24 protein-coding genes are annotated in these 23,010 nt (G+C 39.9%); 22 read left to right on the top strand and 2 right to left on the bottom strand.

Annotated features, from left to right (window positions below):
• The first annotated feature begins 24 nt into the window (after positions 1–24).
• The 15 genes from hemW to era all read left to right on the top strand — a co-directional run bounded on the left by hemW (position 25) and on the right by era (position 14,143).
• A complete protein-coding gene (gene hemW / locus CFS60_RS02415; RefSeq protein WP_088809017.1) occupies positions 25–1,152 on the top strand; it encodes a radical SAM family heme chaperone HemW in 1,128 nt (375 codons plus the stop codon).
• A 148-nt stretch (positions 1,153–1,300) separates the two neighbouring features.
• Positions 1,301–2,338 (top strand): heat-inducible transcriptional repressor HrcA, encoded by a 1,038-nt coding sequence (hrcA, locus tag CFS60_RS02410; protein WP_088825167.1) that lies wholly within the window; start codon positions 1,301–1,303, stop codon positions 2,336–2,338.
• A 42-nt stretch (positions 2,339–2,380) separates the two neighbouring features.
• Positions 2,381–2,947, top strand: coding sequence for a nucleotide exchange factor GrpE (gene grpE, locus CFS60_RS02405; protein WP_088809015.1), 567 nt, complete (start codon positions 2,381–2,383; stop codon positions 2,945–2,947).
• A gap of 37 nt (positions 2,948–2,984) precedes the next feature.
• Positions 2,985–4,826 (top strand): molecular chaperone DnaK, encoded by a 1,842-nt coding sequence (gene dnaK, locus CFS60_RS02400; protein ID WP_088838779.1) that lies wholly within the window; start codon positions 2,985–2,987, stop codon positions 4,824–4,826.
• A 117-nt stretch (positions 4,827–4,943) separates the two neighbouring features.
• Positions 4,944–6,080, top strand: coding sequence for a molecular chaperone DnaJ (gene dnaJ, locus CFS60_RS02395; protein WP_088809013.1), 1,137 nt, complete (start codon positions 4,944–4,946; stop codon positions 6,078–6,080).
• Between the two features lie 70 nt (positions 6,081–6,150).
• A complete protein-coding gene (gene prmA / locus CFS60_RS02390; RefSeq protein ID WP_088815286.1) occupies positions 6,151–7,092 on the top strand; it encodes a 50S ribosomal protein L11 methyltransferase in 942 nt (313 codons plus the stop codon).
• Between the two features lies 1 nt (position 7,093).
• Positions 7,094–7,843 carry a 16S rRNA (uracil(1498)-N(3))-methyltransferase gene (locus CFS60_RS02385; protein WP_088809011.1) on the top strand — a complete coding sequence of 250 codons (750 nt, stop codon included), beginning with the start codon at positions 7,094–7,096 and terminating at the stop codon, positions 7,841–7,843.
• 194 nt (positions 7,844–8,037) lie between these two features.
• Entirely contained in the window at positions 8,038–8,211 is a 174-nt protein-coding gene (gene rpsU, locus CFS60_RS02380) for a 30S ribosomal protein S21 (RefSeq protein ID WP_003719762.1), read from the top strand.
• A gap of 20 nt (positions 8,212–8,231) precedes the next feature.
• Positions 8,232–8,675, top strand: a complete 444-nt coding sequence (locus CFS60_RS02375; RefSeq protein WP_088809010.1) for a GatB/YqeY domain-containing protein — start codon at positions 8,232–8,234, stop codon at positions 8,673–8,675.
• 154 nt (positions 8,676–8,829) lie between these two features.
• Positions 8,830–9,786: a PhoH family protein gene (locus tag CFS60_RS02370; protein WP_088815285.1), complete on the top strand. Its 957-nt coding sequence runs from the start codon at positions 8,830–8,832 to the stop codon at positions 9,784–9,786.
• A gap of 20 nt (positions 9,787–9,806) precedes the next feature.
• A complete protein-coding gene (locus tag CFS60_RS02365) occupies positions 9,807–11,981 on the top strand; it encodes an HD family phosphohydrolase (RefSeq protein ID WP_088815284.1) in 2,175 nt (724 codons plus the stop codon).
• Positions 11,978–12,454: an rRNA maturation RNase YbeY gene (ybeY, locus tag CFS60_RS02360; protein WP_088809007.1), complete on the top strand. Its 477-nt coding sequence runs from the start codon at positions 11,978–11,980 to the stop codon at positions 12,452–12,454. Before CFS60_RS02365 ends, ybeY begins: the two co-directional genes overlap by 4 nt.
• Complete coding sequence (locus tag CFS60_RS02355; protein WP_088809006.1) at positions 12,432–12,824, top strand: diacylglycerol kinase family protein; 393 nt, start codon at positions 12,432–12,434, stop codon at positions 12,822–12,824. Before ybeY ends, CFS60_RS02355 begins: the two co-directional genes overlap by 23 nt.
• A 19-nt stretch (positions 12,825–12,843) precedes the next feature.
• Positions 12,844–13,254 (top strand): cytidine deaminase, encoded by a 411-nt coding sequence (locus CFS60_RS02350; protein ID WP_088809005.1) that lies wholly within the window; start codon positions 12,844–12,846, stop codon positions 13,252–13,254.
• Entirely contained in the window at positions 13,238–14,143 is a 906-nt protein-coding gene (gene era / locus CFS60_RS02345) for a GTPase Era (protein ID WP_088838778.1), read from the top strand. Before CFS60_RS02350 ends, era begins: the two co-directional genes overlap by 17 nt.
• 288 nt (positions 14,144–14,431) lie before the next feature.
• Here era and CFS60_RS02340 read toward each other — a convergent pair whose 3' ends face one another.
• Both CFS60_RS02340 and CFS60_RS02335 read right to left on the bottom strand, forming a co-directional pair.
• Positions 14,432–14,764, bottom strand: a complete 333-nt coding sequence (locus CFS60_RS02340) for a hypothetical protein (RefSeq protein WP_088809003.1) — start codon at positions 14,762–14,764, stop codon at positions 14,432–14,434.
• 71 nt (positions 14,765–14,835) lie between these two features.
• Positions 14,836–15,435 carry a DUF4352 domain-containing protein gene (locus CFS60_RS02335; RefSeq protein WP_088809002.1) on the bottom strand — a complete coding sequence of 200 codons (600 nt, stop codon included), beginning with the start codon at positions 15,433–15,435 and terminating at the stop codon, positions 14,836–14,838.
• A 269-nt stretch (positions 15,436–15,704) separates the two neighbouring features.
• Between CFS60_RS02335 and CFS60_RS02330 the strand changes: the two genes are divergently transcribed.
• From CFS60_RS02330 to CFS60_RS02300, 7 genes are all read left to right on the top strand, one after another.
• Positions 15,705–16,139 (top strand): SMI1/KNR4 family protein, encoded by a 435-nt coding sequence (locus CFS60_RS02330; RefSeq protein ID WP_088838777.1) that lies wholly within the window; start codon positions 15,705–15,707, stop codon positions 16,137–16,139.
• Positions 16,140–16,550: 411 nt separating this feature from the next.
• A complete protein-coding gene (locus CFS60_RS02325) occupies positions 16,551–17,411 on the top strand; it encodes a hypothetical protein (protein ID WP_088838776.1) in 861 nt (286 codons plus the stop codon).
• Between the two features lie 5 nt (positions 17,412–17,416).
• A complete protein-coding gene (locus CFS60_RS02320) occupies positions 17,417–17,851 on the top strand; it encodes an SMI1/KNR4 family protein (RefSeq protein WP_088808998.1) in 435 nt (144 codons plus the stop codon).
• A gap of 198 nt (positions 17,852–18,049) precedes the next feature.
• A complete protein-coding gene (recO, locus tag CFS60_RS02315) occupies positions 18,050–18,817 on the top strand; it encodes a DNA repair protein RecO (protein ID WP_088838775.1) in 768 nt (255 codons plus the stop codon).
• A 277-nt stretch (positions 18,818–19,094) separates the two neighbouring features.
• Positions 19,095–19,979, top strand: coding sequence for a glycine--tRNA ligase subunit alpha (glyQ, locus tag CFS60_RS02310; protein ID WP_088808996.1), 885 nt, complete (start codon positions 19,095–19,097; stop codon positions 19,977–19,979).
• A complete protein-coding gene (gene glyS, locus CFS60_RS02305) occupies positions 19,972–22,038 on the top strand; it encodes a glycine--tRNA ligase subunit beta (RefSeq protein ID WP_088838774.1) in 2,067 nt (688 codons plus the stop codon). The genes glyQ and glyS overlap by 8 nt, the downstream gene beginning before the upstream one ends.
• Before the next feature lie 67 nt (positions 22,039–22,105).
• Positions 22,106–22,930, top strand: a complete 825-nt coding sequence (locus CFS60_RS02300; RefSeq protein WP_088815277.1) for a pyruvate, water dikinase regulatory protein — start codon at positions 22,106–22,108, stop codon at positions 22,928–22,930.
• Positions 22,931–23,010: the final 80 nt, after the last annotated feature.

Genomic DNA, 23,010 nt, shown 5'->3' with positions numbered 1-23,010 from the left:
TTTAAAGAAAGAAGTGTGGCGTGTATGACGGCCGTGTATATTCATATTCCTTTTTGCGAACATATCTGTTATTATTGCGACTTCAACAAAGTGTTTCTAGAAGGGCAACCTGTGGAACGCTACGTTGATTTGCTCATTCAAGAAATGGAGATGGCGACAGCTTTGAAAAAGCTTGATACAGTGGAAACCGTGTTTGTCGGCGGAGGGACACCAACAACGTTAAGCGAGAACCAAATTGAGCGATTGTGTGAAGCAGTTCATCGGATTTTTCCACTTTCGCAAGATGTGGAGTTTTCGTTTGAGGCAAACCCAGGCGACCTTTCTGTTTCTAAATTAAATGCAATGAAACAAAGTGGGGTCAATCGGATTAGTATGGGCGTTCAGAGTTTTAATAATGACCTACTAAAGAAAATTGGTAGAATCCATACTGTAGCAGATGTGTATCAGTCTATTCAGAATATGGAAAAAGTTGGTTTTCGGAATGTTAGTATTGATTTAATTTTTAGTTTGCCGGGTCAAACGGAAGACGACTTTAAAGATACACTTCAAAAAGCGTTAGCGCTTGATTTACCGCATTATTCAGCTTACTCGCTCATTATTGAACCGAAAACGATATTTTATAATTTGATGCAAAAGGGACAACTTATTTTGCCAAACCAAGATGCCGAAGCGAACATGTATGATTTTTTGATGAGTGAGATGGAACGACGCGGGAAGAAGCAATATGAAATTAGCAATTTTGCTGAAGAAGGATTTAAAAGCCGCCATAATATAGTTTATTGGAGCAATGAGCATTATTTCGGCTTTGGAGCAGGCGCACATGGTTATTTAAATGATACGCGGTACAGCAATTTTGGTCCGCTGAAGCAATATATGACACCGCTTGAAGAGGGCAGACTTCCCATTTTTCAAACAAAAGATTTATCTCTTAAAGAGGAGATGGAGGAAGAGATGTTTCTTGGGCTTCGCAAAGTTGATGGTGTCAGCAAGGTGAGGTTTTTTGAGAAATTTGACCGGGAGTTAGATGCTACATTTCAGAAAGCGATTGCTACGACAGTTGAAAATGGGTGGCTTGAAAATACGAAAGAATATGTAAAATTAACAAGAGAAGGTCGTTTTTTAGGAAATAACGTTTTTCGTGAGTTCTTATAAATCGCATGGTTGACCAATTTTGACCAAACAAGTCGGTCTTTAGTCTGAAATGAAGTGTTTTCAGTTGACTAGAGCTGATTTGTTTGGTAAATTTATACTTGTATTTAGCACTTGAACGATTTGAGTGCTAAAAAAAGAGGTGAAAGGTATGTTGACGGAAAGGCAGCTTCAGATTTTTCGAGCGATTATCGATCATTTCACTTGGACTGTTCAGCCTGTGGGTTCTAAAAATCTGCTAAAAGAAAGCGACCTTCCTTACAGCTCTGCGACAATTCGAAATGAAATGAGCGTGCTTGAAGAATACGGCTTTATTGAAAAGACGCATTCATCTTCGGGGCGAGTACCATCTGAGAAAGGTTACCGGTTTTATGTGGACTATTTATTAAAGCCAAAGGAACTTTCAAAAGAAGATCAAAAGGTGATTCAGTCGGTATTTCAAGCGGATTACGATGAGGCGGAAGAGCTGATTCAAAATTCGGCATCGCTACTTTCGGAATTGACAAGCTATACGTCCATTGTACTTGGTCCACATTCAGCTGCAAATAGGTTGAGCGGATTTCGGTTTGTGCCGATTAGTCGCCAGCAAGCAATGCTGATTTTAATTACGGATCAAGGTCATGTGGACAATCATTTGGTGGCGCTCCCTGCTGGGGTTACACTTTCGGATATGGAGAGGACCGTGAACATTTTAAACGATCGCTTGGTCGGAGTTCCGCTTGACCATCTAGAGTCCCGTATCGCGCACGAAGTACAGGCGCTTCTCACCGAACATGTTGAAAATGCTGAGCACATGAGCGATATTTTGTTAAATACGCTGCATCGTGTGAATAAAGAACGCATTTATCTCGGGGGGAAAACGAATATTTTAAATCAACCTGAGTTTCATGATATTGCGAAAATTCGTGGTTTCTTGCAACTGGTTGAAGCGGAAGATGTCCTTTATGATTTATTCCGCGATATTCCTGACGGGATTGCGGTTAAATTTGGTCGCGAACTGAACAACGAATTCATGGACGATTTAAGTATCGTGACAGCGACCTACCAAATTGCCGATGAGCGCGTTGGCGGTATCGTCCTGCTCGGTCCGACAAGAATGGAATATAGCCGAATGCTCGGGCTAGTCGATGTATTTAGTCGCGATTTAACAACCGTTTTAACAAAACTTTATCATGAGAACCAAAAATAGAAAGGGCTGAAGAAACGAACGTTTTTTCAGGAGGTGACACTTTTGTCTGAGAAAAAAGATAAGCAAGCTAAATTGGAAGAAGAGCTTCAAAAAGAAGCAGACGTTGAAACAAATGAAGTAGAAGTTGAGATGGAAGAGCAAGAAGCGGCAAAAGCTTTAGAAGCCAAAATTGCTGAGCTTGAAGAAGAACTTGCAAAACAAGAAAATCGCTATTTGCGTTTACATGCTGATTTTGAAAATGTCAAAAAACGTAACACGCTAGACCGTGAGGCGGCGATGAAGTTTCGTTCTCAAAGCTTAGCAGAAGATTTGCTACCAGCGCTTGACAGCTTTGAAAAGGCGCTTGATTCTGAATCGGATAACGAGGAAGTACAAGCGATTTTAAAAGGCATGAACATGGTGTACAGCCAAATTGTGACGGCTTTACAAAAAGAAGGCGTCGAGAGCATTAAAGCCTTAGGTGAACAATTCGATCCGAATTTCCATCAAGCGATTATGCAAGATCAAGATGAAAACGCGGCAAGCAATGAAATAACTGCAGAACTACAAAAAGGCTACAAGATTAAAGACCGCGTAATTAGACCTTCTATGGTCAAAGTAAACGAGTAAACAACTTTATTATATATATTCAGGAGGAATTTAAATTATGAGCAAAATTATTGGTATTGACTTAGGAACTACAAACTCAGCAGTCGCAGTATTAGAGGGCGGCGAAGCGAAAATTATCCCAAATCCAGAAGGTGCGCGTACGACACCATCTGTTGTCGGCTTTAAAAATGGTGAACGTCAAATCGGTGAAGTTGCCAAACGTGCGGCAATCACAAACCCAAACACAGTGAGCTCTATCAAACGCCACATGGGAACAGATTACAAAGAAACAGTGGAAGGAAAAGACTACTCCCCACAAGAAATTAGCGCGATTATTTTACAATATTTAAAAAGCTATGCAGAAGATTATTTAGGGGAAAAAGTAGATAAAGCAGTCATCACAGTACCTGCGTACTTCAACGACGCCGAGCGCCAAGCAACTAAAGATGCAGGTAAAATTGCAGGACTTGAAGTAGAACGAATTATCAACGAGCCAACTGCAGCTGCACTAGCATACGGCATGGATAAAACCGAGCAAGACCAAACCATTTTAGTTTTTGACCTTGGTGGTGGTACGTTTGACGTATCTATCCTTGAACTAGGCGATGGCGTTTTCGAAGTGCATTCCACAGCGGGTGACAACCATCTTGGTGGTGACGACTTCGACCAAAAAATTATTGATTATTTAGTCGCTGAATTTAAAAAAGAAAATGGCATTGACCTTTCTAAAGATAAAATGGCGTTACAACGTTTGAAAGACGCCGCTGAAAAAGCGAAAAAAGATTTATCTGGTGTAACAAGCACACAAATTTCCTTACCGTTCATTACAGCAGGCGAAGCCGGTCCGCTTCACTTGGAAGTTAGTTTAACCCGTGCGAAGTTTGATGAACTTACTTATGATTTAGTTGACCGTACAATCGGCCCAACTCGTCAAGCGCTTAAAGATGCAGGCCTTTCTGCTAGCGATATTGATCAAGTTATTTTAGTTGGTGGATCAACGCGTATTCCAGCTGTTCAAGAAGCGATTACGAAAGAGCTTGGTAAAGAACCGCATAAAGGCGTAAATCCTGATGAAGTAGTGGCAATGGGTGCAGCGATTCAAGGCGGCGTGATTACAGGTGATGTAAAAGACGTTGTTCTTCTCGATGTAACGCCATTATCACTTGGTATTGAAACAATGGGTGGCGTAATGACTGTCTTAATCGACCGCAACACGACGATTCCGACTTCTAAATCGCAAACATTCTCGACTGCGGCAGATAACCAACCAGCTGTTGATATTCACGTGCTTCAAGGTGAACGTCCAATGGCGAAAGATAATAAAACGCTTGGTCGTTTCCAACTTGCGGATATTCCACCAGCACCACGTGGTATCCCACAAATTGAAGTATCGTTTGATATTGACAAAAACGGTATCGTAACGGTTCGTGCGAAAGATCTTGGAACAGGTAAAGAACAAAATATCGTAATTAAATCTTCTTCAGGTTTAACAGATGACGAAATCGATCGCATGATGAAAGATGCAGAAGCAAACGCAGAAGAAGATAAGAAAAATAAAGAACATGCTGAACTTCGCAATAACGCAGACCAACTTGTCTTCACGGTTGATAAAACCCTTAAAGAGTTAGAAGGCAAAGTAGACGAAGAAGAAGTGAAAAAAGCAGAAACGGCACGTGATGAACTTCAAGAAGCACTTAAAGGTGAAGATTTTGAAGCAATTCAAACGAAAACAGATGCTTTAAATGAAATCGTTCAAAACTTATCTGTTAAACTTTACGAGCAAGCTGCAGCTGAACAACAAGCGGCACAAGGTGAAAATCCAGAAGCAGCAGGTTCTGATGATGTTGTTGATGCTGAATTTGAAGAAGTAAATGACGACGAGAAAAAAGAAGATAAATAAGTAAGCAGTAGAAAAGGTCAAAGTCATAGTGGCTTTGGCTTTTTCCGGCTTGTAGGCTGTTCTTATCAAAAGTCTTGTGATACAATACGTAAGGATAATGAAAAGGAGTGATGGCGGATGGCCAAACGCGATTATTATGAAGTACTTGGCGTTTCAAAGAGCGCTACGGCAGATGAAATCAAAAAAGCATACCGGAAACTGTCCAAAAAGTACCATCCGGATATCAATAAAGAGAGTGGCGCTGATGAGAAGTTTAAAGAGATTTCTGAGGCGTATGAAGTATTAAGTGATGAAAACAAACGCGCGCAGTACGATCAGTATGGACACGTTGATCCAAATCAATTTGGCGGCGGCGGTGGCGGTTTCTCTGGCGGCTATTCGAGCGGAGGATTTTCAGGATTTGAAGACATCTTTGATACATTCTTCGGAGGCGGCGGTGCGCGTCAAGACCCAAATGCACCGCGCCAAGGAAATGATTTACAATATACAATGCGCTTAAAATTTAAAGAAGCAGTTTTTGGAAAAGAAGCTGAAATTGAAATTCCGCGTGAAGAAGAATGCGATACTTGTCATGGTTCAGGAGCAAAACCAGGCACACATCCTGAAAAATGTTCGCATTGTGACGGAAAAGGTTCCATTAATGTGGAGCAAAATACACCATTTGGAAGAATCGTGAATAAACGTACGTGTAGTTACTGTAATGGCACAGGAAAAGAAATTAAAGATAAATGTTCTACTTGTCACGGTACAGGTCGCGTGAAAAAGACGAAAAAAATCAAATTGAAAGTGCCTGCTGGTGTGAATGATGGGCAACAAATGCGTGTTGCTGGCGAAGGGGAAGCTGGTATTAACGGCGGACCAAGCGGCGATTTATTCGTAGTATTTGTCATTATTCCAGACGAATTTTTCGAACGAGATGGCGATGATATTTTTGTAGAAGTACCACTAACATTCGTTCAAGCAGCATTAGGCGACGAAATTGATGTGCCAACTGTTCATGGTAAAGTGCGTCTTAAAATTCCTGCGGGTACGCAAACAGGCACGACTTTCCGTATGCGAGGTAAAGGTGTTCCACATCTTCGCGGCAGCGGCACTGGCGACCAACATGTGTCCGTGAAAGTTATCGTACCGAAAAAACTCGATGATAAACAAAAAGACATTTTACGTGAGTTCGGGGCGACAATAGGCGATAAAGTTGATGAGCAAACATCAGGTTTCTTCGACAAAATGAAAAAAGCTTTTAAAGGCGATTAAAAGAGAACCGTATGTTGACTAAAAGTAGGTTTTTCAACATGCGGTTTTTTACATAGGAGGAGTGAAAAAAGTGGAGTGGTCTGAGGTTGAAATCCATACATTAAATGAAGCGGTAGAGGCGGTCGCCAATCAGTTGACGGAATACGGGGCGAGCGGTGTTTCGATTACAGATGCCAGTGATTTTCACCGGGAGCGTGAGGATAAATTTGGCGAAATTTACGCGTTGAGTGCGGCTGATTATCCCGATGACGGTGTAGTGATTAAGGCATATTTTTTAAAAACGGATGAATTTATTGCCCAGTTACCTGACATGGAGCAAGCCATTCGCGATTTAAAACAATTCGATATTCCACTAGGCGAGCTTAGCTTTCACGTCAATGATGTGGACGACGATGACTGGGCGACGGCTTGGAAAAAATATTATCACCCTGTTCAAATTACGGAAAAGGTGACAGTTTCACCAACGTGGGAAAACTATGTGGGCAGTCAAGACGAGATTGTCATTGAACTTGATCCGGGCATGGCTTTTGGAACGGGGACGCATCCGACGACACAGCTTTGTATGCGGGCACTTGAAACATATTTGCAGGAAGATGACACGGTGATTGATGTCGGAACGGGATCTGGTGTGCTTTCGATTTTATGCGCGAAACTAGGCGCGAAGGAAGTGCTGGCGATGGATTTAGATGAGGTCGCTGTGCGAGCGGCACAGGAGAATATTAATCAGAATCAAGTGGACGCTATTGTGACACTCAAACAAAACAACTTGCTCGAAGGTTTGAACGAGCGGGTCGACCTCATTGTGGCTAATATTTTAGCCGAAGTTATCTTGCTTTTCCCAGAAGATGTGTATCAAACATTAAAACCAGGCGGCACATTTATTGCTTCGGGGATTATTGCGGAAAAAGCGGAAGTTGTTCGTGAAGCGATTGTGAATGCTGGAATGACGATTGTTCAAACGGAAACGCAAGGGGACTGGGTCGCGATTATTGCGAAACGAGGCGAAGCATAAGATGCAACGTTATTTTACAAGCCAAAAAGTAGATATGACAAAACCTTTTTCGATTTCTGGCGATGATTTTCATCATATGTCGCGTGTTATGCGCATGAAAACGGGGGACCAAATTTACGTGGTAGATTGCAGTGAAACAGCTTTTGTTGCGGAGCTTACGAATTTAGTGGCAGATTCAGCCGAGCTTCGCGTACTAAAAAAGCTTGAGCAAAGTCCTGAGTTACCTGCGCAAATTTCGATTGCGAGTGGTTTGCCAAAAGGAGATAAGCTGGAACTGATTGTGCAAAAAGCGACGGAATTAGGTGCGCATGCATTTATTCCGTTTGCTGCGGAGCGTTCGATTACGAAGTGGGAAGCGAAAAAGATGCGTAAAAAGCTCGAACGCTTAGAAAAGATTGCCAAAGAAGCAGCGGAGCAATCGCACAGGACACATATTCCAAGCGTTTCTTTTTGTGAAAATTTAACGGCATTAATGGCGACTTTTGCAGATTATGATTATGTGCTTTGTGCGTATGAAGAAAGTGCGCGTGAACATGAAACGAAGACGCTCGTGGCGACTTTTGAAAAAATGCAACCTGGTGAGAGGCTGTTAGTTATTTTTGGTCCAGAAGGCGGCATGAGTGAAAATGAAGTAGCTCGGCTCGTAGAAGAAGACGCATCATTAGCTGGTCTAGGCCCGCGAATTTTACGAACTGAAACAGCGCCGTTCTATGTTTTGGCTGCGGCCTCGTATCATTTTGAGCTTCGTTAAGTAGTCATTGGGCTAATTTTTTAATAAAGTTAACGATTTCATGTTGACGCAAAAACAGGTTTCATATATAATTTTAAATGAGTGAATGCTTATCCTGTTATGCTTTCAGAGTTTTGCTAACAGTTCGCTAGCATTCTGAAGCCTTATAAGGACTTTCACTAGTCCATGTAAGTGTCGGAGGGAGGGAAAGAGAGATGTCAAAAACAGTAGTTCGTAAAAACGAATCGCTTGAAGATGCTCTTCGTCGCTTTAAACGTACTGTTTCTAAAAGTGGAACTTTGCAGGAATCTAGAAAGCGCGAATTTTATGAAAAACCAAGCGTAAAACGTAAGAAAAAATCAGAGGCAGCAAGAAAACGTAAATTCTAAAATTAAAGGCGATGATATCGTTGACACTGCTTGACAAATTGAATGAAGATATGAAGCAAGCGATGCGTAACAAAGAAAAAGAAAAACTTTCTGTTATCCGCATGTTAAAAGCTGCTTTACAAAATGAAGCGATTAATCAAGGTGGCACTCTTTCAGGAGATGATGAAATCACTGTTCTCGCTCGTGAAATGAAACAGCGTCGAGATTCTTTGTCTGAGTTTGAAAAAGCTGGGCGGGAAGATTTAGCTGAAAAAGTTCGCGCTGAAATTGTTATCGTGGAGCACTATTCTCCGAAACAATTGTCAGATGAAGAGCTTGAAGAAATTGTAAAAGTAACGATTGCAGAAGTTGGCGCCTCGTCAAAAGCTGATTTTGGTAAAGTGATGGGGAAAATCATGCCGAAAGTAAAAGGCAAAGCTGATGGAAATGCAGTGAATAACTTTGTTAAAAAATATCTTTCATAAAATGCTAAAAAGGCTAGCCTAATGACTAGCCTTTTTTTTGATGCTGAAACTATGTGCATGTTTAAATGATGGCGCATTGGTCTGAGTTTTTATTATGCGGCATTTTCGTGTATAATAGAAGTGAAATTTAGTTTAAACGATAAGGGGTTAAAGCATGCAAAATGAGTCCTACAATGAAATCATTGAATTAAATGAAATGACCGATGGACGCGATTTATTCGGCAATAATGACGCAAACATCGATATTTTAGAAGATTCCTTACAAGTTAAAATTGTAACGCGTGGGGGAGATGTTTCCATCACGGGGACCGAGGAAGCCGTTTTGCAAACAAAGCATGTGATTGCAGCTTTGATTGATGTGCTTAAAAAAGGCGTGCATATAGACGGACGCGATGTGGCTCAAGCAATAAAAATGGAAAAAGGCGGAACACTTGAGTATTTCCCAACATTATTTGATGATGAAATCACGAAAAACGCACAAGGGAAACCAATTCGTCCCAAAACCTTTGGGCAGCGAAAATATATGCAAATGGTTCGGAAATATGACATTGTTTTTGGCGTCGGTCCAGCAGGAACAGGAAAAACGTATCTTGCTGTTGTTATGGCCGTTGATGCTTGGAAAAAAGGAAAGGTAAGTAAAATTATCTTAACCCGCCCAGCGGTTGAAGCAGGTGAGAGTCTGGGGTTTTTGCCGGGTGACTTAAAAGAAAAAGTCGATCCATATTTGCGCCCTGTTTATGATGCACTATACGATATTTTTGGCGTCGAACACACAACGCGTCTGATGGACCGTGGCGTCATCGAAATTGCGCCGCTCGCTTATATGCGTGGCCGGACGCTAGATAATGCGTTTGTCATTCTTGATGAGGCACAAAACACGACGATTGCACAAATGAAAATGTTCTTAACGCGACTTGGTTACGACTCGAAAATGATTGTGAATGGTGACATGACACAAATTGATTTACCGAAAGGCGCGGTGAGTGGCCTAGTCAATGCTGAACAAGTTTTAAGCGATGTAAAAAATATCGGTTTTGTTTATTTTGAGCATCACGATGTGGTCAGACATCCGCTTGTGGCAGAAATCATTAAAGCGTATGAGCGAATTTAGCCAAGAAAGGCTGTGATTAGGTGAAGCAAAAATGGCAAGATGTCTATAGCAAACACAAAGAAAAGCTTTTCATCCCATTATTTATCGCAGTTCTTTTTTTCGCATCCTATTTCTTACTTATTCAAGTTACGAAGCCAGAGTCCTATCAAGCGAAGCTGTTTTCGGTTTCTGAGAAAACCATTCGTTCCCCTCAAACCGTTGTGGATACGAAAAAAACAGAAGAGGAGAAACGGAAAGCAAGCGACGAAGTGGAAGATGTTTATGTTTACAATCGTGAAACAGCGGCGAATCAAGTTGCCTTCACGGAATCGATTTTTGATTATATAAACGAAGTAAGAACGGAAACTGCCGATGCCGAGAAAGAGGCGAAAGCGGAAGCTGAGTCGAACAATAAGCCGGTGCCAAAGCCCGTAACAGACGCTAATAAACTTAAATCTTTTAAGGAAAAACTCGTTGGGGATCATGCTGAAAATATAACAGAAAATGTGTCGGACGCAACGTTTATTAATCTTTTGAACGCCACGCAAGCCGATTTAAAAGCAACAGAGGACGAAGTTATTTCAGAAGTGAAGCGTGCCATGGACGACCGCATTCGCGAAAGCAATTTAAATACAAAGAAAATTCAAGCGCGTGATGCAATCGAATTGTCCGCTATGCCGTCCAATTATAAAACAAGCGCGAAATCGCTCGTTTCAAATGCCATCATTCCAAATGAAACGGTGGATAAAGAACAAACAAAAGCGCGTAAAAAAGAAGCCGCAGACAATGTCGTCCCTGAAAAGATATTACAAGGTCAAGTCATTGTTCAAGAAGGGCAAATTATTGATAGAGAAACATACCGACAACTGGAGTTACTCAATTTAATTGATCAGAAAATGCCAATCAAACAATATACAGGATATGCATTTTTAGTATTAGCACTCTTTCTTTTACTTTATTTTTATACGAAGAAAAGAAAATATCCACCTAAAAAACGCCGTCAAACTATCTTGATTTTTACAAGTGTCTATGTGACAACGCTTGTGTTCTTGCTTGTGATACGCTGGCTTGAAGGTGCGAATATCATGAATATTGCCTTTGTTTTTCCAGCCGCGTTTATGCCAATGGTGCTAAAAATTCTTTTAAACGAACGATTTGCTTTCTTTGGCGTTATTGTCGTTGCCATCACGAGCTTGTTCGTGTTTGAATCAGACACGACGAGCATTATGAATGTGCTGATGGTCGCTTTCATTCTTTTAAGCGGGCTAACAAGCGTTGTCGCACTCAAAGATTACAGCCGCCGCATCGCAATTTTCCAAACAGGCATGATTGTAGGCGCGCTGAACGTCGTCTATGCGCTTTTGCTTCTCGGGATTAATAATTCCACTCTTCTTAGTTTAAACGCCGTCCAAGTCATCTTTTACGCGTTTTTAGGTGGAATAGGTTCATTTATGTTAGGCTTGGCGCTCATTCCTTTATTTGAAACGCTGTTTGGTATTTTAACAACGAGCCGCCTCATTGAACTCGCGAATCCGAATCACCCACTGCTAAAGAAAATTTTGATGAAGGCGCCTGGAACGTATCATCATAGTATGATGGTCGCCAATCTAGCCGAAACATGTGCTGATGAAATTGGCGCGAATAGTTTATTAGTGCGAGTCGGCTGTTTCTATCATGATATTGGTAAAACTTTGCGCCCGCCGTATTTTGTGGAAAACCAATTGCAGGGCATTAATCCGCATGATAGGTTGACACCGAAGCAAAGTCGCGATATCATTTTAGCGCACACAACGGACGGGGCAGAAATTTTAAAGGAAAACCATATGCCACAGCCAATTATTGACATTGCACTGATGCATCACGGCACGACAATTTTGAAATATTTTTATGTAAAAGAAAAAGAAAACCATCCTGACGTAAGCGAAAGCGAATTCCGTTACAGCGGACCGAAGCCACAGACGAAGGAAATTGCGATTATTAATATTGCAGACAGTGTGGAAGCCGCTGTTCGTTCCTGCGATGTGCCAACGAAAGAAAAAATAAGTACCATTATTGATGGCATTATTCGCGAACGCATTTTAGACGGTCAATTTACAGAATGCGATATTACGTTGCATGAAATTGAAACGATTCGTGACACCTTAAAACGGACGCTAAACGGGATTTATCATCAACGGATTCAATATCCAGATGATTCGAAAGGGGAAAAAGAATGAGTGATTTGGAACTAGACTTATTCGATGAAACAGAGCAAGTTTCAGAAAAAGAACAAGCTTTTATTCGCGATATTTTAAATTTTTCTGTGGATTATTTAAAACTAGAAGGCATGATTGAAATGTCAGTCACTTTAACCGATAATCCCCGCATTCAAGAGATAAACCGTGAATATCGCGGAAAAGATCAACCGACCGATGTGATTTCCTTTGCGCTCGAAGAACTCGGCGAAGATGAAATGGAAATCATGTCAGAAGAAGAGCTACCACGGAACATTGGTGACATCATCATCTCGATTGAACGCGCAAAAGAACAAGCTGACGAATACGGACATACTTTCGACCGTGAACTTGGATTTTTAGCCGTACATGGACTGCTCCACCTGCTCGGATACGACCATATCGAGCCAGAGGACGAAAAGGAAATGTTCGGACTTCAAAAAGAAATGTTGGATGCTTATGGGTTACAAAGATAGAAAATATCAGCGGAATCGCAATTTATTTGAGTCTTTTAAACATGCTTTTACGGGAGTAAAAACGGCAGCAGCCGAAGAGAGGAATATGCGAATTCACCTCTTAGTCGCACTTGTCGTCTTGATTGCCGCCTTCGCATTTTCAGTGACTAAAACCGAGTGGCTTATTCTCCTTGTCTGCATTTTCGTCGTCATTCTTCTTGAAATGGTAAACACCGCGATTGAACGGGCAGTCGATGCGATTACAACTGATTTTTCACCCGAAGCAAAAAAAGCAAAAGATGTTGCAGCTGGCGCCGTTTTAATTGCCGCAAGCATGTCTTTTATCATCGGACTTATCATTTTTATACCATACGTGTTAGCTATTTTTTAAAGAGATAGGAGTTTAAAGTATGAAAGAAAGTAATTTTGTTGAACTTGCAAAACGTGCGCGTGATTTTGCTTACGTCCCGTATTCCAAGTTTCCAGTGGGCGCTGCGCTTGTTACAGCAGATGATGAAGTCGTATTAGGTTGCAATATTGAAAATGCCTCATTTGGGCTAACCAATTGTGCGGAGCGAACCGCGATTTTTAAGGCTGTGTCAGAAGGGAAGACGAATTTTAAAAAACTGGTTGTTGTGGCGGATACAGACGGACCAGTTTCACCTTGCGGGGCATGTCGCCAAGTTATAAGTGAGTTTTGCGACAAGGACATGCCGGTTGTACTAACAAATTTAAAGGGCGATGCAGTTGAAGTAACCGTTGAAAAGTTGCTTCCTGGCGCCTTTACGAGTGGAGATATGGATAATGAACGATACGTTTAAGTCTGGTTTTGTTGCGATTGTTGGGCGCCCGAATGTAGGAAAGTCCACGCTTTTAAACCAAATAATAGGTCAAAAAATTGCGATCATGAGTGATAAAGCGCAAACGACCCGAAACAAAGTGCAAGGGGTTTATACGGAAGACGATGCGCAAGTAGTGTTTATCGACACGCCTGGTATTCACAAACCCAAACATAAACTTGGTGATTTCATGGTCAAAGTGGCCTTAAATACATTTCGCGAAGTCGATTTAATTTATTTTGTTATCGATGCGGAAGCTGGCTTTGGCCGCGGCGACGAATTTATCATTGAGAAATTAAAAAATGTGGAAACACCTGTTTTCCTGCTTATCAATAAAATCGATTTAATTTCCAAAGAAAAATTAGTGGAGCTCATCGAAAAATATAAGGAGCTACTCGATTTTGCGGAAATTATTCCGATTTCAGCTTTAGAAGGAGACCAAGTGCCAAATCTACTAGCTGAAACGAAAAATTACTTAGATGAAGGTCCGATGTACTATCCAAAAGACCAAATCACTGACCACCCAGAGCGTTTCATCATCTCAGAACTTATCCGTGAGCAAGTGCTTCAATTAACACGTGAAGAAGTGCCGCATTCGGTGGCGGTCGTAATCGAAGGCATCGAAAAAAATCCGAAAACGGAGAAGCTTACAATCATGGCCACAATTATTGTCGAACGCAGCACGCAAAAAGGCATTATTATCGGCAAACAAGGCCAAATGCTCAAACAAATCGGCATGCGCGCAAGAAAAGAAATCGAACTTTTAATGGGTTCCAAAGTATTTTTAGAAGTTTGGGTAAAAGTCCAAAAAAATTGGCGTGACAAAGAGCATTATTTACAGGATTATGGTTTTAATCAAGATGAATATTAATAGAAAATCGTAAATAAAAACACAAAAGCGTATGGCTTCCTAAACTTTTAGGAGAAGCACCATTCACTTTTGTGTTTTTTCAGTTATTAGATTTAAAAAGTCTTTACGATTATTAATCTTGGAGAATTCAGTTATGCACATTGTCAGAGAGTATCAATTCATTTATGTACTCTTTCGCTTCTTCTAAAGAGACATGTGGTTGGTACTCACAAACTTTTTGAACTGCTTTTATTGTACTTTTTCTAAAAATTAAATATGAAATTTCAGTTTCCTGTTCTTTAGACAAAGCTATTTTTTTATTGTTGACTCTTCAAAAGCATGGGGGAGGGGCACTTTAGAAAGATCCGACATACTTAAATTATCCACATATTTTTTTGCAGTCGCTATTGACACCCCAGGTTGCCAATCCATAATCATCTTTACCGCTAAAATTTTGTTTTGCCGATAAATCAAATCCAATACTTCCATTTTCTGTGGCTCTGTTAAATTAATCATTACTGAATCTGTCGTTGTCTCTTGTTTTTGGCGTTTAAAACTGTTTTTGATTGCAATCGCCACTATTACGAAAAATGTAAAAAATACTACTATAGTCACACTTATGCCTATTGTCATGGCTAACATGTTTTCTCTCTCCTTGTTGTAAAAATTCAAATGCACTAAGCTCTATAATCTATACAAGAAACCAAACTCTTTTAGTTCCAAATTAAATTATCGTACTCCATTTCAAGAAAACCATCATCACCTAAATACTCGTAATAAATCGAAAAACTCACTGTCTTCCCAGGCTCAATCTTTTCATGAAAGTAATCTTTTTTTTCTATTTCTGCGTAGTCAGCCGCATCATATTGGAACAAATAAAAATCTTTAGCGGACACATAAATCGGTTCTTTACCATCGTTGCGCATTTTGACATCAACTTTATAGTATTTATCAATTCCACGCTCATCAACTTCATACGTCGTAGGCTGCTTAACAAGCACCGTCGCATCCTCACTAGATTTCCCCTCATCACCAAAAGAGAGCTCCATATAATCTTCATCACTATAATCATCTGTATAACCTTCATTATAATCACTTGAGATTTCTGTATCATTAGACGTATTCTGCTCGCTCACATAATAAATAAACGCGCTAAGTCCAATCAGGCAGCTAATTAGAAAAATAGCACCGCCAATGCTCGTAAATAAAATCCCCATAAGCTTCTTTTTCTTTAAAAGTAAGAGTGCGACACCCGTAATGGTGGCGGCAAACGAAATCAAGCAAACAAATCCAATGACAATCGAATAAATCATATGCGCGTCTCCTTTTTTTATACTACTAACATTGTACCATCTCCGCACAATTTAGAGAACTATAAATATACCAAAAAACCTGCCAAAACAAACTAGGCTAATTTTGTTGTAATATATTTAAATTGTTAATAGATTTATAGTCAATAAGAATGTTTGCCAGAATCCATAGACTCCACATAGGCTTCATGCTATAATTTTCACACATGTATGATAATAGGTGATATCCTGAACACCTCGCCAACTGGCGGGGAGACAAAGGAGGAAAATAGATGTCTTTTGAATTTGTACGTAAAAAAGGAAACACGTTTTATACTTTAGATGGACAAGAGGTCGGAAAGGTTGAAGCAGACTTAAAAATGGGATTTCCGACAGAACTCAAACAATTTTATAATGAAGTTGGTTATGGATTTTTTTCTAGTAGTGAGTATAATATCAATAGATTAATGGATCCAGAATCTGTTCAAGATTTTCGTAAGCGAGCAGGAGACTTTGAGGTCTATCCAGATATAGAGATATATGATGAATATGAAGATGGTAAATTGATTTTTTTTGAAGCAAATGAATCAGCACTAATTTCAATTGGTCTTCATGAGACGCAAGAAAATCCTATCTTTTATTATGATATTAAAATCGCTAACTCATTAAAAGAGTTCCTAGAAAAAATAATGGAAGACGATAATTATTATATTGATTTACCCAATTAGCTAGTGTCTTTTTACTAGGCAAAAAATTTTTTTGGTTATTGTCGCTAAAAGTCTTGTTTAAAAAAACATACCATTCCCTTAATCGATGGTGTGTTTTTTGTTTGAACTCAAGATAATAAGAAGCATTTAGAATATGCCTTTTCCATGTATAATAAAAGTTTAGGGGATGTTCGAGTGGAAAAATGTGAAGGTATAGTTTTGCTCGCTAGCAATTACTAGGAGTCTGATAAAATCGTTGTCGTTTATACGCGTCATCAAGATACATTAAATGAAGTTTTAACTGATTTATATTACGTTAAACAAGGTTTAGAAGATGTACAAAGTGGTCGCTTTTTCAAAGGGAAAAGTCATTCTTACGAAGTCAATTCAAAAGTCACTTGGCTCAGTCATTTAAAAGAAAAAGATAACAAAATGAAAACCGATTATGATTGGGACTCGTTTGAAAAACATAAAGATAATAATGGCTTCTGGATGCTTTCAAAAAAGGGTTTGTCTTATAAAGAACGGCTAGAAATTTCCTCTATCTACAACGGCTTAATTATAAACGGCAAACTTAAAAGTCCTGATGAAATGGAGCAAGAAGAATCCGAAGAAATGACCAAAATAATGGCAGATACTATTTGGGCAGCTTGGGCAGATCAGCTCCAAGATGGTAGTGGCAACAACTTAGATAACGTGCAAAAAATGTCGATTACGATTGGAAGCTCAATTGGGCTTGCCTCACTACTTTGGGTTGGCAAAACAGGTAGTAAAGGTGTTAAAATTAATTCTGCTGAACTGACAAAATTAAAAAATATGCAGAAAACAATGGAAGGCAGTACATATTCGGTTAATAAACCCACAAGTGTACTTCAAAGTCAACTAGTTCGAGATTATATTCGAGATATTGAAACGCGGACCGGGCGAGGTATCCCTAAGAATCAAGTGGATTTATTGAAAGAGGCTCTGCGGGTTAAGGAATATACAGCTTTAAGTAAAGCTGAGACGGCCACTCACAGAAAAGAATTTAACAGAGTAAAAAATGATATTATAGAAGAATGGGAATTAAATACAGGACAGAAGTGGCCTACTTATGATGAACCAGTTTATTCAGCGAATGGGAATTTGATAAAAAAGGTTGGGTATAAGTACGACGCTCATCATATTATTGAAAATGGTTTTGGGGGAGATAATAAGTGGTGGAACATACATCCAGCAAAAGCCTTTGATGAACATCAAGGCGGTATCCATGGAAGTAATGCACCATCAAAAGATATATTTAAGAGGGAGTGAGTTTAATGTATAAATTTATGAAAAATAATCCGGAAAATGATTTTTATAATGTATCAAAAAATGAAATTGTTGAGGTAGAGAATCAATTAGGCTTTACTTTTCCTTCTGATTTAATTCAATTTTACACAGAGCTTGGTTATGGGTTTGTTTTTGAAGGAGATCAAAATAATGATAATCGGTTAATGGATCCAGTTTCAGTAAAGGACTTTCGTCTGAGAAAAGATTACTTTGCTTGGCTACCTGATATAGAGGTATATTCATTGTTTGAAGAAAATAAGTTGATTTTTTTTCAAATTAACGAGTCAGCATTTCTATCAATTGGTTTTAAAGGAGAAGCTATGAATAAAATTTTTTATGATGATACGTGCATAGCACAAAATTTACAGGACTTTTTCAAAAAAATGGAAGTGAATAATGAGTATTATCTAGAATTAGTGTAAGGTTGATTATGATAATTATTATTTTGATATACTCAACTAGTTAACTTTTCTGGCTGTGAAAATTTTTTGTTTTGGACTAGCGAACACTCGTTCAGCATTTTACTTTAAAAATAGCTCACTAGGGTTTATATCTTAGCTACTGAAGCTTTTAGAATAAGCCTTTTCCGTGTATAATAAAAGCTTGGGGAGGTGTTCTTTTTGGAAAAATGTGAAGGCATTGTTTTGCGTGCTAGCAATTACCGGGAGTCTGATAAAATCGTTGTCGTTTATACGCGTGAATTCGGGAAAATCGGAATGGTTGCGCGTGGGGCTAAAAAAGGACAAAGTCGTCTTGCCGCCGTGACACAACCGTTTACACAAGGAAGCTTTACTTTTTTCGGAAATAGAGGGCTCGTGACACTCCAGCAAGGTGATTTGATTCATAACTTTTCAGATATCCAAACAGATATTTTTTTAACCGCGTACGCCGCTTATGTTTGTGAACTACTCGATAAAGCAGTAGAAGAGCGGAAACCAAACGCTTATATATACGAACTTGTTTCAGAGATTCTAAACGACATTGATGAAGGCTATGATGCGCAAATTTTAGTGCAGATTTTTGAAATGAAAATGTTGAATGTTTTAGGACTTTACCCCGTTATGGATAAATGTGCGATTTGTGGGGCTACTTCCGGACATTTCGATTTTTCAACGCACGCAGACGGTCTAGTTTGCCACCGCTGTTTTGAAAAAGACCATTATCGGTTGCATTTACCTGAAAATGTTGTGAAACTTTTGCGTCTATTTTATATTTTCAAGCTTGATCGCCTTGGCGAAATTAATGTGAAGCCAGAAACGAAGGCCTTGCTTGAAAAAACTATTGATACGTATTACGAGGAAAAAACGGGGCTGTTTTTGAAAAGCAAGCGTTTTTTGCGTGATATGTCGAGGTGGGATCACATGTTAAAGAAGGAAGATAGCGATTGACAAAGCTAGAAAAATGAAGTATCTTGTAAATAAGATTTAAATAGGTACGTTGATGAAAAAAAGTAGAAACAAGCTCTTTATTTAGCGAACTTGGGTAGGTGAGAGCCAAGTGAAATCTTGTTTTGAAAAGGCGTTTCGGAGTACAGACGAAATCAAGGTGGGAATTTAACAATTCCAAGTAGGGTGGAACCGCGAGATAACTCTCGTCCCTATATGTTGTCATGGCATATAGAGACGAGAGTTTTTATATGGCCGTAAAACTTTGGAGGTGCTAAAAATGAATTTACAAAAAATGATTCGCACATTGCAAGATTATTGGTCAGAACAAGGTTGTATCATGTTACAATCCTATGATGTTGAAAAAGGAGCCGGAACGATGAGTCCGTATACGTTCTTAAAAGCAATCGGACCAGAACCGTGGAAAGCGGGTTACGTGGAACCATCGCGCCGTCCAGCTGACGGTCGTTACGGAGAAAATCCTAACCGCTTGTTCCAACACCACCAGTTCCAAGTTGTGATGAAGCCGTCACCAGACAATATTCAAGAGCTTTATCTTGGCTCGCTTGAAAAGCTAGGCATTAATCCGTTAGAACATGATATTCGCTTCGTTGAGGACAATTGGGAGAATCCTTCACTAGGCTGTGCTGGTCTAGGCTGGGAAGTATGGCTTGACGGGATGGAAATCACACAATTCACTTATTTTCAACAAGTAGGTGGGTTGGAATGTTCGCCGGTCACATCGGAAATTACGTACGGCTTGGAGCGCTTAGCAAGCTACATTCAAGATGAGGAAAATGTTTTTGATTTGGAATGGACAGAAGGCATCACCTATCGCGATATTTTCTATCAAGCTGAATATGAAAATTCCAAATATGCGTTTGAAACGTCCAATACTGAAATGCTATTATCGCTGTTTGACACATATGAACGCGAAGCAGGCAACCAAATGGGCGAAGGGCTTGTTTTCCCGGCATATGACTACGTGCTAAAATGCTCGCACACCTTTAACTTGCTCGATGCAAGAGGTGTCGTATCTGTAACAGAGCGCGCGCAGTACATTGGCCGAATTCGAAATCTCGCACGACGAATTGCACGCACCTTTTACGAGGAACGCGAAAAACTTGGCTTCCCTTTAATAAAGGAGGAACAAAACCATGAATAAAGACTTTTTACTTGAAATCGGGCTTGAAGAAATGCCCGCTAAATATATTACGGCTTCTGTAGAGCAGCTAAAAGAACGCGCTGCAGACTGGTTTAAAGAGAAAAAAATTGCTGTTGAAGCGATTCAAACGTATTCTTCGCCAAGACGCCTCACAATTTTGGCGAAAAACGTTGCCACGAAGCAAGAAGACCAAATCGAAGAAGCAAAAGGACCAGCTAAAAAAATCGCTTTTGATGAAAACGGTGACTGGTCCAAAGCCGCACAAGGATTCGCTAGAAGTCAAGGCGTTACGCCAGATGACTTTACTTTTCGGGAAATAAAAGGCGTCGAGTATATCTATATCAAAAAAGAAGTAAAAGGCCTTAAAACGCTTGATTTACTCTCTGAATTCCAAAAAATCGTAACAGACATGACTTTCCCGGTTAGCATGCACTGGGCAGACTGCGATTTGCGCTACATTCGGCCGATTAAATGGCTTATCGCGTTATTCGATACGGAAATTATCCCGTTTGAAGTGGCAGGTGTGAAAACGGGAAATGAAACGCGGGGGCATCGCTTCCTCGGCAAGTCTGCGGTTGTGAAAACGCCGTCTGATTATGAAAAAGTACTCCTTGAACAATTTGTTGTAGTTGATGCGGAAGCAAGGAAAGATGCGATTCGCGAACAAATTGCGGAAATCGAAACTATTCAGAACTGGAAAATTCCGGCCGATGCGGATTTACTAGAAGAAGTCAACAATCTTGTCGAATATCCGACCGTTTTATTTGGTAATTTTGAAAATGAATATTTGGCGCTGCCAGAAGAAGTTTTAATTACAACAATGAAAGAGCATCAACGTTATTTCCCAGTATTTAGCGAGGATAACAGCTTGTTGCCGCATTTTGTGACGGTTCGTAACGGAAACCATGAAAACTTGGAAACCGTGCAAAAAGGAAACGAAAAAGTACTGCGCGCTCGGTTGTCAGATGCGGATTTCTTCTATCAAGAAGATTTAAAAATGACGATTGACGAGGCTGTTCATAAGCTCAAAAATATTGTGTTTCATGAACGTCTAGGCTCATTGACTGAAAAAATGAAGCGTGTTCAGAAAGTAGCATTACTGCTTGCTGATTACTTGGACTGGGCGGAAGAAGAGAAAAAAGATATTTACCGCGTGACGGATATTTACAAATTTGATTTAGTCACGAATATCGTCGGTGAGTTCCCTGAATTACAAGGCATTATGGGAGAAAAATACGCCAAGCTTCAAGGCGAAAATGATGCTGTGGCTATAGCAATTCGTGAACACTACATGCCAATTTCGTCTGAAGGAGAACTGCCACAATCAGATTTAGGTGGACTAATTGCTGTGGCCGATAAATTAGAAACGCTCGTTAGCTTCTTCTGTATTAATATTATTCCAACTGGTTCAGCTGATCCATTTAGTCTTCGCCGTAGCGCGTTTGGTGTCATGCGAATTATTCAAGCGAACGAGTGGAATTTGCCATTTGCAGAAGTACTTGCTGAAATTGTAGGCATTGAGCGCAAAGAAGGCTTCTCAGATTTACCGGGAGAAGAAGTTTATCAAGTGGCGCAAAACTTCATGAAAAACCGCCTACGTGCCATTTTACGCGGCCATGACGTGCGTCAAGATATTATTGAAGCGGTTGTCGGCGGTGAGCCAAATCGCATCCCAGAAGTAATCAACAGCGCAAAAGTATTAAATGAATCGGCGCAAGATGACTGGTTCCGACCTACTGTTGAGGCTTTAACACGTGTGACAAATATTGCGAAAAAATATGATGACCATGAACCCGTTAATCCAAACTTGTTTGAAAACGAGTATGAAAAAGAACTCTTTGAGATCGTGCAAGAGTTAAAACATGATTATCCAAACATGACCATTGTTGAGCGACTGAAACGCTTTGCTAAAATTCGCCCGATTATCGATGCTTATTTTGAGAATACGTTAGTCATGAGTGAAAATGAGGCCTTAAAAGCAAATCGTCTAGCGCTCCTTGTTGAGCTTTCAACCTTTATCCGCGAATTTGCACAAATGGATGAAATTCAGGTAAAATAAATATATAAAATGAAGCAGGAATTTTTCTAGAAATGGGAGTTCCTGCTTTTTAAAGGAGACGAGTTTAATGACCCAACCAGCCGTTTATGTCGTTTCCGATTCAACTGGTGAAACTGCTGAACTTGTAACACGAGCTGCTCTTGCTCAGTTTGGACAAACCCCAAAATTCATTCACCGCTTTCATCATGTTGACTCGATTGAAATGATTGAAGAAATTATTGATTTAGTAGCTGTTAACAATGGCATCATTGTGCATACAGTCGTTTTAGAAGAAGTACGCACTCGGTTAAATGAAACCGCAGAAGCTTACGGGGTACCGATTATTGATATTTTCGGTCCACTTCTAGCACAACTTGAAAAAACGTATAAAATTAAGCCGCTATCTGAGCCAGGTCGCGTCCGCTCGTTAGATGAAGCTTATTTCAACAAAGTAGCTGCGATTGAATTTGCGGTAGAAAACGATGACGGGAGAAACCCGCGAGGCATCTTGCAGGCGGATTACGTTCTAATCGGGATTTCGCGAACATCTAAAACGCCTTTATCCCAATATTTAGCTTTAAAAGGGTTAAAAATTACCAATATTCCAATTGTGCCAGAAGCAAGCATTCCAGAAGAACTGTTTGAAATTGACCCGAAAAAAATTATCGGGCTTAAAATTAACAAGAAAAAATTAAATCAAATTCGTTCTGAACGATTAATTTCCATGGGGTTAAGCGGAAAAGGAATGTATTCCAGTGGCGACCGGATTGACGAGGAGCTCAAATTTTTCAAAAAGTTGACGGATAAATTGGGTTGTTTCGTACTCGATGTGACAAATAAAGCCGTTGAGGAGACTGCAAATGAAATTTTAAGTCACATTGGTCAACTTGATGAAGAAAAATTTGATTTATAAGAAGGAATTTTAACTTTTATGTCGAATATACATATTATACGCGATTTTTAAGCTTGAAAATAAGATTTTAATCGCGTATA

Origin of the sequence: Listeria sp. ILCC792, from assembly GCF_900186135.1 — a bacterium.
Taxonomy (GTDB): Bacteria; Bacillota; Bacilli; order Lactobacillales; family Listeriaceae; genus Listeria; species Listeria goaensis.
This window is presented reverse-complemented; position numbering and strand designations above follow the sequence as displayed.

What these genes read in the sequence shown, in the direction of transcription:
- CFS60_RS02335 (WP_088809002.1), bottom strand. Translation starts at nt 15,435, where the DNA reads ATGATTTATTCGATTGTCATTGGATTTGTTTGCTTGATTTCGTTTGCC.
- CFS60_RS02350 (WP_088809005.1), top strand. Translation starts at nt 12,844, where the DNA reads ATGAAAGAAAGTAATTTTGTTGAACTTGCAAAACGTGCGCGTGATTTT.
- rpsU (WP_003719762.1), top strand. Translation starts at nt 8,038, where the DNA reads ATGTCAAAAACAGTAGTTCGTAAAAACGAATCGCTTGAAGATGCTCTT.
- CFS60_RS02340 (WP_088809003.1), bottom strand. Translation starts at nt 14,764, where the DNA reads ATGTTAGCCATGACAATAGGCATAAGTGTGACTATAGTAGTATTTTTT.
- era (WP_088838778.1), top strand. Translation starts at nt 13,238, where the DNA reads ATGAACGATACGTTTAAGTCTGGTTTTGTTGCGATTGTTGGGCGCCCG.
- CFS60_RS02300 (WP_088815277.1), top strand. Translation starts at nt 22,106, where the DNA reads ATGACCCAACCAGCCGTTTATGTCGTTTCCGATTCAACTGGTGAAACT.
- hrcA (WP_088825167.1), top strand. Translation starts at nt 1,301, where the DNA reads ATGTTGACGGAAAGGCAGCTTCAGATTTTTCGAGCGATTATCGATCAT.
- hemW (WP_088809017.1), top strand. Translation starts at nt 25, where the DNA reads ATGACGGCCGTGTATATTCATATTCCTTTTTGCGAACATATCTGTTAT.
- CFS60_RS02330 (WP_088838777.1), top strand. Translation starts at nt 15,705, where the DNA reads ATGTCTTTTGAATTTGTACGTAAAAAAGGAAACACGTTTTATACTTTA.
- CFS60_RS02355 (WP_088809006.1), top strand. Translation starts at nt 12,432, where the DNA reads ATGCTTATGGGTTACAAAGATAGAAAATATCAGCGGAATCGCAATTTA.
- ybeY (WP_088809007.1), top strand. Translation starts at nt 11,978, where the DNA reads ATGAGTGATTTGGAACTAGACTTATTCGATGAAACAGAGCAAGTTTCA.
- dnaJ (WP_088809013.1), top strand. Translation starts at nt 4,944, where the DNA reads ATGGCCAAACGCGATTATTATGAAGTACTTGGCGTTTCAAAGAGCGCT.
- glyQ (WP_088808996.1), top strand. Translation starts at nt 19,095, where the DNA reads ATGAATTTACAAAAAATGATTCGCACATTGCAAGATTATTGGTCAGAA.
- CFS60_RS02325 (WP_088838776.1), top strand. Translation starts at nt 16,551, where the DNA reads ATGAAAACCGATTATGATTGGGACTCGTTTGAAAAACATAAAGATAAT.
- glyS (WP_088838774.1), top strand. Translation starts at nt 19,972, where the DNA reads ATGAATAAAGACTTTTTACTTGAAATCGGGCTTGAAGAAATGCCCGCT.
- CFS60_RS02370 (WP_088815285.1), top strand. Translation starts at nt 8,830, where the DNA reads ATGCAAAATGAGTCCTACAATGAAATCATTGAATTAAATGAAATGACC.
- CFS60_RS02385 (WP_088809011.1), top strand. Translation starts at nt 7,094, where the DNA reads ATGCAACGTTATTTTACAAGCCAAAAAGTAGATATGACAAAACCTTTT.
- CFS60_RS02320 (WP_088808998.1), top strand. Translation starts at nt 17,417, where the DNA reads ATGTATAAATTTATGAAAAATAATCCGGAAAATGATTTTTATAATGTA.
- dnaK (WP_088838779.1), top strand. Translation starts at nt 2,985, where the DNA reads ATGAGCAAAATTATTGGTATTGACTTAGGAACTACAAACTCAGCAGTC.